The 12,859-nt window shown below is 63.4% G+C and carries 11 protein-coding genes; 5 read left to right on the plus strand and 6 right to left on the minus strand.

Going from position 1 to position 12,859, the window contains the following annotated elements; genetic code table 11:
* Positions 1–6: 6 nt before the first annotated feature.
* The 4 genes from OH764_RS17125 to ada form a co-directional block, all read right to left on the minus strand.
* Entirely contained in the window at positions 7–522 is a 516-nt protein-coding gene (locus OH764_RS17125) for a hypothetical protein (RefSeq protein ID WP_498847556.1), read from the minus strand.
* A 225-nt stretch (positions 523–747) separates the two neighbouring features.
* The gene (gene gshA / locus OH764_RS17130; RefSeq protein WP_498847557.1) at positions 748–2,364 is read right to left on the minus strand and encodes a glutamate--cysteine ligase; all 1,617 of its coding nucleotides are present in this window, start codon (positions 2,362–2,364) and stop codon (positions 748–750) included.
* Positions 2,365–2,702: 338 nt separating this feature from the next.
* Complete coding sequence (locus tag OH764_RS17135) at positions 2,703–3,620, minus strand: DNA-3-methyladenine glycosylase family protein (protein ID WP_498847558.1); 918 nt, start codon at positions 3,618–3,620, stop codon at positions 2,703–2,705.
* Positions 3,617–4,792, minus strand: coding sequence for a bifunctional transcriptional activator/DNA repair enzyme AdaA (gene ada / locus OH764_RS17140; RefSeq protein WP_498847559.1), 1,176 nt, complete (start codon positions 4,790–4,792; stop codon positions 3,617–3,619). The genes OH764_RS17135 and ada overlap by 4 nt, the downstream gene beginning before the upstream one ends.
* Positions 4,793–5,184: 392 nt before the next feature.
* Here ada and OH764_RS17145 point away from each other — a divergent pair, with 392 nt between their 5' ends.
* On the plus strand, positions 5,185–5,610 hold the full coding sequence (locus tag OH764_RS17145) for a VOC family protein (RefSeq protein WP_020067369.1): 426 nt from the start codon (positions 5,185–5,187) through the stop codon (positions 5,608–5,610).
* 37 nt (positions 5,611–5,647) lie between these two features.
* Here the strand turns inward: OH764_RS17145 and OH764_RS17150 are convergent, their stop codons facing one another.
* Together OH764_RS17150 and OH764_RS17155 are read right to left on the minus strand one after the other, a co-directional pair.
* Complete coding sequence (locus OH764_RS17150) at positions 5,648–6,202, minus strand: YaeQ family protein (protein ID WP_498847560.1); 555 nt, start codon at positions 6,200–6,202, stop codon at positions 5,648–5,650.
* 143 nt (positions 6,203–6,345) lie between these two features.
* Complete coding sequence (locus OH764_RS17155) at positions 6,346–7,323, minus strand: LysR family transcriptional regulator (RefSeq protein WP_020067367.1); 978 nt, start codon at positions 7,321–7,323, stop codon at positions 6,346–6,348.
* 149 nt (positions 7,324–7,472) lie between these two features.
* On the opposite strand from OH764_RS17155, the gene OH764_RS17160 reads away from it, so the two are divergent.
* From OH764_RS17160 to araH, 4 genes are all read left to right on the plus strand, one after another.
* Positions 7,473–8,921: an aldehyde dehydrogenase family protein gene (locus OH764_RS17160; protein ID WP_498847561.1), complete on the plus strand. Its 1,449-nt coding sequence runs from the start codon at positions 7,473–7,475 to the stop codon at positions 8,919–8,921.
* 136 nt (positions 8,922–9,057) lie between these two features.
* Positions 9,058–10,062, plus strand: coding sequence for an arabinose ABC transporter substrate-binding protein (locus OH764_RS17165; protein ID WP_204522603.1), 1,005 nt, complete (start codon positions 9,058–9,060; stop codon positions 10,060–10,062).
* A 92-nt stretch (positions 10,063–10,154) separates the two neighbouring features.
* Positions 10,155–11,717, plus strand: a complete 1,563-nt coding sequence (gene araG / locus OH764_RS17170; RefSeq protein WP_498847562.1) for an L-arabinose ABC transporter ATP-binding protein AraG — start codon at positions 10,155–10,157, stop codon at positions 11,715–11,717.
* A gap of 117 nt (positions 11,718–11,834) precedes the next feature.
* On the plus strand, positions 11,835–12,839 hold the full coding sequence (gene araH, locus OH764_RS17175; protein WP_020067363.1) for an L-arabinose ABC transporter permease AraH: 1,005 nt from the start codon (positions 11,835–11,837) through the stop codon (positions 12,837–12,839).
* The last annotated feature ends 20 nt before the right edge of the window (positions 12,840–12,859 follow it).

The following is a 12,859-nucleotide window of genomic DNA, read 5'->3' on the forward strand; positions in this document are numbered from 1 at the left end:
CTCGGCTCATTGACTGACTGCTTCGCCAGTCGTTGGCGTCACCGACTGCCCTTGCAACGCGTCGGGATGCGTGGCGGTAGGTGCGGGCTGCGACGGCTTCACATCGGATTTCTGAGTGTCCACCGCAGATCCTCGAACGTATTGCTTGAAGTCGGCGCCCGCTTCCCATGGGTTCGGCGTGCAGCCAAGCGATCCATCGCAATGTGCGGCGAAACCGATCGTCGCGGTGCCGTCGGGATTCGCGGTGCGCGTGATCTGATACGCGAGGGCGCGTTTGCCGCCATCGGGGCCGGTCGTTTGAATTAGCGTGTCGGTCGCGGATTCGACTTTGTATTTTGAATTGTTCGTGACCCACGTCTGCGCGCGCTGCCACCAGAGGTCGCACTGCGCTTTGTTCGAACACGTCAGGGGCGTGGTTGCTATCTGCATAACATCGGGATCGACTTGTCCTTGCGTTGAACATGCGGTCGCGGCAACCGCCGCCGTCGCAATGCACAGTGCGGCCAACAGACTTTGCTTCATCACGTTGATCCTCCCTCTCGCTAGCGTGTCGTAACAGTTTGGACCGTTACGCGCGGAGGGCGTTTCCTCTACGTCAAAGAAACGTCGAAGTCGTGAACGTTTTGCCGACGCACCCGCTGTTTTGCGCATCAATTACGTAGCCGTTACCGCACATGCCCCGCGCAATAAAAAAGCGGCTACTCAAGCCGCTTTCGTACGTTGCTTCGCGCACGTGAGCCGGTTCGCTCAGACGCTGAAACGATTCAACGTATACGCCCGATAAGCGGCGACAAATGCATCGAACGAGCCTACTTCTTCGCGTTCGAGCTTCGCCTGCTCCTCGAGCGATTGTTCGGCCAGTTCTGCAAACTTCTTGGCCTCTCCCGGCTCCAGCGGACGCGCGCGGAAGTAGGCCGCGTGCGCTTCGCTTTGTTCCAGACCGAATTCGAGGAAGCTCTGCTGCTTGTCGCGCATCGTTTGCAACACCCGCGCCGATGGCGTAAGCGACGGATCGGCAAGCTTCGCCCGCTGAACGGCAACCGAGCGCGCGTGCGCGTCACCGCCCTGCAGTGCGTCGAGCGTGGCTGCCGCGGCCTCGATCTTGACGAATAGCTCTTCGGCCCACTCGGCCATCGCGACCGGATGGCCGTCACGGATCAGTTCGAGGCCGGGCTTGCGCCCTTCGGTCGTTACGCGCGCGAAGTTCTGGTTGGCCTCCGCGTAGGGCTGCGGCGGCAATGGCGCGCTGTCGTCGAGCGCGCACACAAGCAGATAGGCGTCGAGAAAGCGTGACGTCTCCAGAGAAATACCAACCGGCTCGAATGGGTCGATGTCCATGCAGCGCACTTCGACGTATTGCACGCCGCGCGCAGCCAGCGCATGCAAAGGACGCTCGCCCGGATACGTGACGCGCTTCGGACGGATCGTCGAGTAAAACTCGTTTTCGATCTGCAACACATTCGTGTTGATCTGCACCCACTCGCCGTTTCGCTGCGTACCGATTGCCTCGTATGCCGGATACGGTTGACTGACGGCCTTCGCAAGTGCGTCGAGATAACCGGGCAGCGTGTCGTAGTCGGCATGAAGCGCCGCTTGCGCGGTGGTGTTCGAGTAGCCGAGATCGCTCATGCGCAGGCTGGTTGCATACGGACGGTACAGCGTGTCTGCGTCGAAGGTTTCGAGCGTATGTTTGCGCCCGCGCAAGAAGCGGCGATCGAGCGCCGGCGACGCGCCGAACAGATACATCAGCAGCCAGTTGGTGCGGCGGAAATTGCGGATCAGCGCGAGATAACGATCCGACTGGAAATCGACGGCGCTCGCGGTGGATTGCTGATCCGCATGCAACAGCCGCCACACTTCCTCGTTCATCGAATAGTTGTAGTGGATGCCTGCAATGCACTGCATCGTGCGACCGTAACGCAGCGCAAGGCCGATCCGATAGACGTACTTCAGCTTGCCAATATTGGAGGTGCCGTAGTTCGCGATTGGAATGCCGTCGTCGGTATCGGGCAAGAGGCCGGGCATTGAGTTGTTCCACAGAATCTCGTCGCCGAGTTCTGCGTACACGAAGCGATGCAACCGGTCGAGCTTATCGAGCGTCAGCGCGACGTCCTGCTCGGCCGGCGTGATCAATTCGAGCAGCGCTTCGGAATAGTCGGTGGTCAGCGAAGGATGCGTGAGCGCCGATCCGAGCGCGCGCGGATGCGGCGTCAACGCGAGTTCGCCGTTGTGCGTCACGCGCAGGCTTTCTCTTTCTATGCCGCGCAGGCCGTGCAGCAGCGCATCGCGTTGCGGGCCAGAAGTCAGCACGGACAGGCGGTGCGAGAACGCGTCGGTCGTGCGGGATTGTGTGATGTTTGGCATTGATGCGAGTCGGGCGTTGTCGGCCGCCATGTGCCGCTTCGCTGCTTGCTGGCAGCGTGATGCGGTCGACAACGTTCGGCGGAATTTTCAGTAGCGGGCACTTTAACATCTCGCCACGGCGCCTGCTTGAGGCCGCCTCGGCGGGCTGTTCCGGCCGGTCTGACCGACTGTTTTCACGCCGGATTCACGAATCTGGCCACGGGAATTCGGGTTATTGCGGGCATTGCGGCGGTAAGGTTTTTAGCGGACGACGCCGCGTGCCGCGCGCGGTCGATGCGGCGCGACGGGAAAACGGCAAAACGGGAAAACGGCTGACCCACGCGAGCCAGCAAGCAAAGCTAGCCGCCACGCGCGGCACCGGCGCGGTCCGCTACTTCATTCCACAGATGCATCGCCGCGTAAGCACGCCACGGTCGCCATGCGTCGGTGCGCGCGCGTTGCTGGGTCGCCCGCACGAGCGACGGGTCGCGCGCGGAGATCGACTGCATCAACACGAGGTCGAGCGCGGGCCACGCGTCGGCATCGCGCCACGCGCGCATCGCGACGTACTCGACAGTCCACGGGCCGATGCCCGGCAAGGCGAGCAATTCCGTGCGCAGGCTGCGCGCGTCGGCGGTCGCGCTGTCGAGCGGCACGTCGCCGCTCGCGACGGCGCGCGCGAAACCCTGCAGCGCCGCGACGCGTTTGCCCGGCATGCCGATTTGCGCGAGATCGACTGTTGCCAGGGCGTCTGGCGTCGGAAAACGCCACGCGGTGCTTGCGTGCGGATGCCCTTCGATACGCTCGCCGGCTCGCTGTACCAGTCGTCCGATGATGGTTGTCGCGGCCTTCACGCTGATCTGCTGGCCGACGATCGCGCGCACCACCAGTTCGAAACCGGACCACGCTCCCGGCACGCGCAGACCCGGCGCCGCTTCGATGAGCGGCGCGAGCCAGGGGTCGGCGGCCAGGGCGGCACCGATCTTCTTCGGTTCGGCGTGCAGATCGAAGATCCTCGCGATGGGGGTTGCAAGTGCGTCGGCGTGACGGCTCACCGGTCCCTCGATGGTTGCGACGAGGCAGCGCTTGCGTGCATGCTGGCGCACGCTGAGCGTGCCACTGTCGCCGTCCCATTCGATTGCGCGGCGATAGGCGCCGTCTTCGACTGTCTCGACGCCGGGCGTCGCCCGTCCGCCGAAAAAGCGCAGCAGGCGTGGCCAGTCGAATGGCGATTTGTACGGCAGTTCCAGGGTTGCAACTTCGTCAAGCGTGCTCACGCGGCGTGGTCCAGTTTAGTAGCGACGGTTTCAGTAGGACCCGTCTGGGAATGGCTGGGTTCATCTGCGGAAACGTTGCGCGCGTGCTGCGCCTCGTTGTCCAGAAGAGCAGCCTTGCGCGGCAAGCCCCAGCGATAGCCCGCAAGCGCCCCGCCCTTTTGCACGACGCGATGACACGGAATGGCGAGCGCAACGGGGTTCGTCGCGCAGGCGCTCGCCACGGCGCGCACGGCGCGGGGCGCGCCGACCGCTTCGGCGATCTCCGTGTAGCTGCGCGTCTGGCCATACGGAATGCGCCGCAGCGCGTCCCAGACACGCTGCCGGAAGGCGGTCGCGGCAATATCGAGCGGCAGGTCGAAGTCCTGACGTGTGCCGCGCAGGTACGCGTCGATTTGAGCGATGAACGGTGCGAGCCGCTCGGGATCGTCGAGCAGGGCCGCGTTGGCAAATTCGCCGCGCAGTTCGTCGACGAGGAAGGCGGCGTCGTCGCCGAACCCGATTTTGCAGATGCCTTTGTCGGTCGCGGCCACCAGCACGAAGCCGAGCGATGTCGGCGCGCTCGTATAGCGGACCGTCAGTCCCGCACCCTTGCGGCGATATTCCGACGGCGCCATGCCCAATTCCGCCGATGCGCTGTCGTACATCCGCGAAGGCGAGTTGAAGCCGGCGTCGAGCGTCGCACGCGTGACGTCCGCGCCGCTCTTGAGCGCGTCGCGCAACGCTGCGCCGCGCTGCGCGGCCTGGTACTGACGCGGCGACACGCCCACCACGCGTTTGAACAGCCGCTGAAGATGAAACGGGCTCACGTGCACGGCGTCGCTCAATTGGGCGAGCGTGAGACGTTGCTGCGGATCGGCGTCGAGCGCGGCGCACGCGCGGTTCACGATCTCCAGTTCGCGCGGCAATCCTCCCGGCTGGCAGCGCTTGCAATCGCGGAAGCCCGCGGCGCGGGCGCCGCCGGCGTCTGCGAAGAAGGCGACATTCTCACGACGCGGCTGGCGCGAAGCGCAGGACGGACGGCAGAACACACCCGTCGTCTTCACGCCGTAGAAGAATGCACCGTCCGCGAGCGGATCGCGGCGAGTGACGGCTTCCCAGCGCTCGTCGTCGGAATTCCAGATGGCGGTGTCGGCGGTTAGGTTAAGGTCAGCGGGCTTGGCAGCGCGGTTCATGATGGTCCCGGATAGGTGCTCTCGATGCTCACCAATGTAGGCCGCATGCCGACACACTACGCTCCGGTTCTTGCTGTGTCATTGCGGTTCCTCATTGGCGGACGGCCGTGCAAACCCCGCCAGGCGCTCGTTCGCCGCAAAATGCGACAAATTTGCACGATATCGGGTTTTCCCTTAAAAAGTTATTGCGTCGCACCAACCCCGTGTGTATATTAGTACTTGTCTCCTCCATGTCTCCTCCTGATATGGATTCAGCCCGCTCCACGTAGAGCGGGCTTTTTTTCGTCTATACGTTCCGCATCTGGCCCTCACCGCAAGGCTTTCAGAGCCGCCGCTTTCTCATAAACTGGTGGTTCATCCGTCCCATAAGCCGGCCAGAGGAAACGTCCCAAATGAAAATCCATATTCGCGAGATCGACCACGTGGTGATTCGGGCGTCGAATGTCGAGGTCATGGCGCGCTTCTACTGCGAGGTGCTCGGTTGCAGCCTCGAGAAGGAGCAGCGCGAGCTGGGCCTCACGCAGTTGCGCGCGGGCCGCTCGCTGATCGACCTGCTGCAGGTGGGCGCGAAGCTCGATCGCCCGGAAAACGGCGCGGTCGGCGCGGGGCGAAACATGGATCACGTGTGTTTGCGCGTGGAACCGTTCGACGTCGACGCGCTCAAGGCGCATCTAAGCGAGCATGGCGCACGGCTTGGCGAGCAGGCGCTGCGCTACGGCGCGGACGGCTACGGACCGTCGCTGTATCTGTTCGACCCGGAGGGCAACATGGTCGAACTGAAAGGGCCGCCGGAAGCGGCTCGGGTCACGTCGCTTTAAAGGCGAGCCCCGGCGTCAGCCGCGAGTCGCCGACGTTTCAGGTGTTGGCGGGCGCCTTCAACACCGTCCACTCGATTTTCACCGCGTCGGCTTCGGCGCTGCCGAGCCACGCTTCGCCGTCCTGTACGGTGCATTGAAGCCGCATCGTGCGTTCGGCAAGCGCCCCCAACTCTGCCGCGACGTTCTCGCCAAGCGACCAGACCGTCACATTGCGCATGCGCTCAACCTTGTTGCGCACGCCCTGCCACCAGATATCCGAAGTACGTCCGCCGTACGCAATCACGATCACGTCGTTCGAACGGCCGCTCGCCTTTGCGATGCGCCGCTCGTCGGGCTGGCCGACTTCGATCCACGTTTCGATCGCGCCGGTCAGATCTTTTTGCCACAGATCGGGTTCGTCGACATCCGACAATCCCTTGCAGAACTCGAGCCGTTCCTGTGCAAAGAGCGCGAACGCAGCGACGCGGACCATCATCCGTTCGTCGGTTTCCGACGGATGACGCGCGATGGTGAGCGAATGGTCGGCGTAATAGTGCCGGTCCATGTTGGCGATCTGCAATTCCGCCTTGTAAATCGTCGATTTGAGAGCCATGCCGTTGCTAAACCAGACGCTCGCTCCAGCGGAGCGAACCGAAAATGAGTCGTCGACGGCGCGCTGCCGTCTTCCGTGTTTGTTGTACATTTTGTCTCCCTCCCGTGCCGTCCGCCGGCCACCACATAGATGGGAAGAAGCATTTAACGAGCCAAGGCCTGCTCTGCGGGAGCGCCGTAAACCTCGCCGGCCGCCTCGCGCAACGCGTCGAGCACCACTGAGGCCGCGGGAGAAAGCAGGTGCGACTGGCGCGTGATGATACCGAATGTATCCATCCTGCACGGTAAATCGATCGGCAAGCGCTTCAACACGCCGTACTGTTGGTACTGACGCGCCACTTCGTCGGGCAATACCGCCAACATGTCGCTTTGAAGCAGCAAGCTCGAAATCGCGAGGAAGTTGTTGGTGTTCACCACGTTCTGCGGCGGATTCAGGCCGATCTGCGAAAACATCAGGTCAAAGCGATGCCGCAAAACACTGCCCGGCGGATGCAATACCCAGCTCGCGTTGACAATGCCGCGCAGCGTCAGGCCCGCTTCGTTTTCCAGAGGATGGCCGGGCCGCGCCACTACGCACAGCGGCTCGTCGGCGAGCGGTTCGTAGCGAACTTCGGTTTTGAACTGGTTCTGGCGCTCCAGCACACGGCCGATCATGATGTCGAGTTCACCTTCGGCAAGCCGCGGCAACATCACATCTGACGTTTCGACTTCCGCCCAGATCTGCAACTGCGGATAACGCTCCTTCACACTCGCAATGGCACGCGGCACCATGGTTGCAGCCGCCGCTGCGATCACGCCGATGCGCACCTGCCCGGCGAGTCCCGCGCGCAGCGCCGAGATTTCGTCGTGCGCGTGGCTGAGATTGGACAGCACCATGCGCGCGTGACGGATCATGACCTCGCCGTACAGCGTTGCATGCATGCCGTGCGGCGTTCGGTCGAAGAGGCTCACGCCGAGCATGTCTTCGAGTTCTTTCAGCAGGCGGGAAGCCGCCGGCTGCGTCATGCCGAGCACGTCGGCGGCGCGCCGCACGTTGCCCTCTTCTTCCATTGCGGCGAGCAGCAGCAACTGCCGCGTCTTGAGTCGCGCACGGACGAACCAGTTCGAGTAGCTACGCGTCATCGCCTGTCTCCAAAGCATTTTTTTCGAATCGCCCCAATGATGCCATACCGAAATTGTTATCGGGGTAGCTCAAAAAGGGATTGGAAAGTTATTGCGCGCACTCATACCATTCGTGGACTTTAAGCTTCTCATGTGGCGCCTTTCCGTCGATGAACCGCGATCCGCTCGTCCCGCTCGTTGCCAGCCCGCTGCGCCATTACATCAATGGCGGATGGGAGACGGGTGCGACCACGGGTGTCTCGCTCAATCCGTCGGATCTGGACGAACCTGTCGGCGAATATGTTCGCGCGGACGTCCGCCAAACCGATAGCGCGATTGAAGCGGCAAGCGCGGCCTTCCGCGAATGGGCGCTCGGTTCGGCGCAGCGTCGCGCCGACGCGCTCGACGCAATCGGCAGCGAAATGCTGGCGCGCCGCGACGAACTCGGCCGACTGCTCGCGCGCGAAGTCGGCAAGACGTTGCCCGAGGCGTTGGCCGAGGCGACGCGCGCAGGTCAGACGTTCAAGCTGCTCGCCGCCGATGCACAGCGCGCGCATGCCGAACCGCTTGCGTCGGCGCGCGCGGGCGTCGAAATCGACATGACGCGCGAACCGCTCGGCGTGGTCGGCATCATCGCGCCGTGGAGCGCGCCGCTCGCGATCGCCGCGGCGAAGATCGGCGCGGCGCTGGCGCACGGCAATTGCGTGGTCTACAAGCCGGCTGAATCGACGCCGGCTTGCGCAGCGGCGCTCGCGTCGATCGTGAGCCGCGCCGGTTTGCCTGCGGGCGTCTTCAATCTCGTGATGGGCAGCGGCCGGCAGGTCGGCGCGCGAATCGTCGCTCATCCGCTCGTTGCGGCGATCAGCTTCAGCGGTTCTGCGGAAACCGGCACGCGTGTGCTGCAAGCTGCTGCCGCTCGCCAGGCGCGCGTGCAACTGGAAATGGGCGGCAAGAATCCCTTTGTCGTGCTGGCCGACGCCGATCTCGACAGCGCGGTCGATGCCGCATTGACAGGCGCGTACGGCTCGACCGGCCAGCGCAGCACGGCGGCGGCGCGGTTGATCGTCGAACGTTCGATGTTCGAGCCGTTCGTCGACGCATTGCAGACGAAGCTCGCCAGGCTCAACGTGGACCACGCGCTCAAGCACGGCGCGGACATGGGCCCGGTAGCGAACGCCGCGCAACTCGAGCGCGATCTCGACTACGTGGAAATCGGCAAGCAGGAAGGCGCGCAATTGCTGCACGGCGGCCGTCAGCTGGAACGCGTGACGCGCGGCTACTTTTTCGAGCCCGCGCTGTTCGTCGGCGAGCCGGAACATCGCATTGCGCGCGAGGAAATCTTCGGTCCGCTCGCCGTCGTGCTCCGCGCCGACGACTACGATCACGCGCTGCATCTCGCGAACGACACCGCTTACGGTCTATGCGCCGGCATCTGCACGCGCTCGCTCAGCCGCGCGCGGCATTTCCGCCGTCACGTGCATAGCGGCCTCGTCGCGATCAATCTGCCGACCTCGGCCGTGGAGCATCACGCGCCTGGTGGCGGGCGCAAGGCGTCCGCGTACGGCTCGACCGACGCAGCATTCTGGACGGCCGTGAAAACGGCTTACGTCGCGAGCTGATCGTGAAGAACTTTCTGCGCGCGGCCGCCCGCCTCGATCCCATAGCCAAGTTTTTACGCCCCGGCTAGCGCCGCCGCGTATCGCCTCGCTGCACATAAACGAAATCAATGCAGCTTTTCAACCTCAGGAGACAGAAATGACCAGCAAGCTTCGCCGTTTGACGCTAACCGCGATCGCCGCCGCCGCAATCGCCGCGCCGTTCGCCGCCCAACTTTCCGCGCACGCGGACCAGCCGCTCAAAGTAGGCTTCCTCGTGAAGATGCCGGAGCAGGCGTGGTTTATCAACGAGCAGAAAGCCGCGACCGCGCTCGGTCAGAAGGACGGCTTTTCGGTGGTGAACATCGGCACGCCGGACGGCGAGAAAGTGCTGTCCGCGATCGACAATCTCGGCGCCCAGGGCGCGAAGGGTTTCGTGATCTGCGCGCCTGACGTGCGTCTCGGACCGGCCATTCAGGCGCGCGCCAAGCGCTACAACATGAAGTTCGTCACCGTCGACGACCAACTGGTTGATTCCAGCGGCAAGCCGCTCGCCAATGTGCCGCACCTCGGCATGTCCGCGTTCAAGATCGGCAACCAGGTCGGCCAGGCAATCAGCGACGAAATGAAGCGCCGCGGCTGGAAGCCCGAGGAAGTCGGTGCACTGCGCATCACGAACTACGAACTGCCGACCGCGAAATTGCGCACCGACGGCGCGACTGAAACGCTGCTCGCCGGCGGCTTCAAGAAGGAAAACATTTTCGACGCCCCGCAAAAGACGACCGACGACGAAGGCGGCTTCAACGCGTCGTCGCCGGTGTTGGCGAAGCATCCGAACATCAAGAAGTGGGTGATCTTCGCGCTCAACGAGGAAAGCGTGCTGGGCGGCGTGCGTGCTACCGAGCAGTTGCATATTCCGGCGGCGGACGTGATCGGAGTCGGCATCAACGGTGCAGGCGAGGCATTCGCCGAGTTCCAGAAGAAAGAGCCGACGGGCTTCTACGGCACGATCGCCGTCAGCTCGACGATGCACGGCAAGGAGAGCACCGAGAACCTCGTGGAATGGATCAAGGACGGCAAGCAGCCGCCCGCCGATACGCAGACCACCGGCAAGTTGATGGTGCGCAGCAACTGGCAGGACGTGCGTAAAGAACTCGGCATTTAAGCCGCGTTCGACATTGCACGCGGCGGGCCGCGCCTCGCATTTTGCTGACGCGAGAGCGGCCCGCACAGCTTGTCCACCATTGAGGTTTTTTGATGACGTCCTCACACACTGCGACATCCCTTAGCGGTGCCGACGCGCCGCTACAGACGCACTCGTCTGTGCCCGCTTCGACCGAGCCGTATCTGCAACTCGACGGCATCACCGTGCGCTTTCCCGGCGTGCTCGCGCTCGACCAGGTGTCGCTCGAAGTGCGTCGCGGCGAAGTGCACGGCCTCATGGGCGAAAACGGCGCCGGCAAATCGACGCTGCTCAAGGTTCTGTCCGGCGTGAACCAGCCGGCGGCGGGCACGTTGTCGCTCGATGGCGTGGAGCAGCAGTTCACCACGACGAAGGCGGCAATCGCAGCGGGTGTCGCGATCATCTATCAGGAACTGCATCTGGTGCCTGAACTGACGGTGGCCGAAAACCTGATGCTCGGCGCGCTGCCCAACCGCTTCGGTGTGCTGGACGAAAAGGCGCTCGTCGCGCGTGCGGTGCGCGAACTCGAACGCCTCGGCGAGAAGATCGATCCGTCGCAGCAGGTGAAAAATCTGTCGATTGGTCAGCGTCAGATGATTGAAATCGGCAAGGCGCTGATGCGCGATGCGCGCGTGATTGCATTCGACGAACCGACCAGTTCGTTGTCGTCGCGCGAGACCACGCAGCTGTTCCGGATCATTCGCGCGTTGCGTGCCGAAGGCCGCGCGATCATCTACGTCACGCATCGGATGGATGAAGTCTACGAACTGTGCGATCGCGTCACCGTGTTTCGCGACGGCCGTCGCATCGACACGTTCGACGCAGGCGCAGGCCTCGACCGTGACCGTCTGATCAGCTGCATGGTGGGCCGTTCGATCGCCGACGTGTACGGCTATCGCACGCGCGATGTCGGCGACGTGCAACTCGACGTCAAAGGATTGATGGGACCGGGCCTGCGCGAGCCCGCCACATTCTCCGCACGCAAAGGCGAAATCGTCGGCTTTTTCGGGCTTGTCGGCGCCGGGCGCTCGGAACTGATGAAGCTCATCTACGGTGCGGTCAAACCCACGGCCGGCGACATCACGCTCAAAGGCAAGCAGGTGCGCTTCGCCACGCCGCGCGACGCTGTGCGCGCGGGCGTCGCGCTGTGCCCCGAAGATCGCAAGCAGGAAGGCATCGTTTCGATCGCTTCGGTTTCGGACAACCTCAACATCAGTTGCCGCCGGCACTTCAGCCGCTTCAACGTGCTCAACGGACGCAAGGAAGCGCAGACCGCGAAAGAGTTCATCGGCAAGCTCGCGATCAAGACGCGCAACGGCGAGACGCCGATCGGCACGCTCTCGGGCGGCAATCAGCAGAAGGTGATTCTGTCGCGCTGGCTCGCGGAAGACATCGACGTGTTTCTGATGGACGAACCCACGCGCGGCATCGACGTTGGCGCGCGCAGCGAAATTTACGGTCTGCTGTATGGGCTCGCGGACGCGGGACGTACGGTGATCGTGGTGTCGAGCGATCTTGCCGAAGTAATCGGCGTAACCGACCGCGTGATCGTAATGAAGGAAGGCCGCCTGGTTGGCGATCTGCCGAAAGCACAGGCGACACCCGATGCGCTCATCAAGCTCGCGCTGCCTCGCTAGAACACATGCTGGCCGGTCGCCAGACAAATGAAGGCCCCTGAAGAAGGCACCTGAACCGAACGCAACTGAATCGCGCCGTCGAATTGAACCACGCGGCATTGAAACGGAACACACATCATGCACACACCATCGACCGACCCCTCCACGCCAGCCGTCGCTTCCGCGGGCTTGAGCGCGCGCGCCGCGCGGACCTGGGATCTGATCAACAAGTCCGGCATCGTGATGGTCTTCATCATCCTGTTTGCGGTGCTGTCGTTCACCGTGCCCGACTTCTTGAGTTCACGAAACATTCAGGGCCTGCTGCTTTCCGTCACGCTGATCGGCTCGATCTCCGTGACCATGATGTTCGTGCTCGCGCTCGGCGAGGTCGATCTGTCGGTCGCGTCGATCGTGGCGTTCGCGGGGGTCGTGGCATCCACGTTGATCACCGTGACGCATAGCGTATTGCTCGGCGTTGCCGCGGGCGTGCTGGCAGGCGGCGCGGTCGGACTCGTGAACGGCGTGCTCGTCGCACGCTACAAGATCAATTCGCTGATCGTCACGCTCGCGATGATGGAAGTCGTGCGCGGCCTCGCCTTCATCACGTCGAGCGGCGACGCGGTGATGATCTCGGAAGAGCGCTTCTTCGACCTGGGCGGCGGCTCTTTCCTCGGCATTTCGTATCCGATCTGGAGCAACATCATCGGCTTCGTGGTGTTCGGTTTTCTGCTGAAGAAAACCGTGTTCGGCAAGAACGTGCTGGCTGTCGGCGGCAACAGCGAGGCGGCCCTGCTCGCGGGTCTGCCCGTCACGCGCATCAAGATCACCGTATTCGTGCTGCAAGGGCTCGTCACCGGCTTTGCGGGCGTGATGCTTGCGTCGCGTATGAGTCTCGGCGATCCGAAGACGTCGGTCGGTCTCGAACTCGGCGTGATCTCCGCGTGCGTGCTCGGCGGCGTGTCGCTGACGGGCGGCGTCGCGACGATTTCCGGCGTGCTGGTGGGCGTGCTGATCATGGGTTCCGTGCAGGACGCAATGAGCCTGATGAACGTGCCGACTTTTTATCAATACCTGATTCGCGGCGGGATCCTGCTGCTCGCGGTGCTGTTCGACCAGTTCCGTCGCAGCAAGCGCGTGCACTAAGCGTGCAATGACACGCGCCC

The sequence above is a fragment of the Burkholderia sp. M6-3 genome, from assembly GCF_050858985.1.
Lineage (GTDB): Bacteria > Pseudomonadota > Gammaproteobacteria > Burkholderiales > Burkholderiaceae > Paraburkholderia > Paraburkholderia caledonica.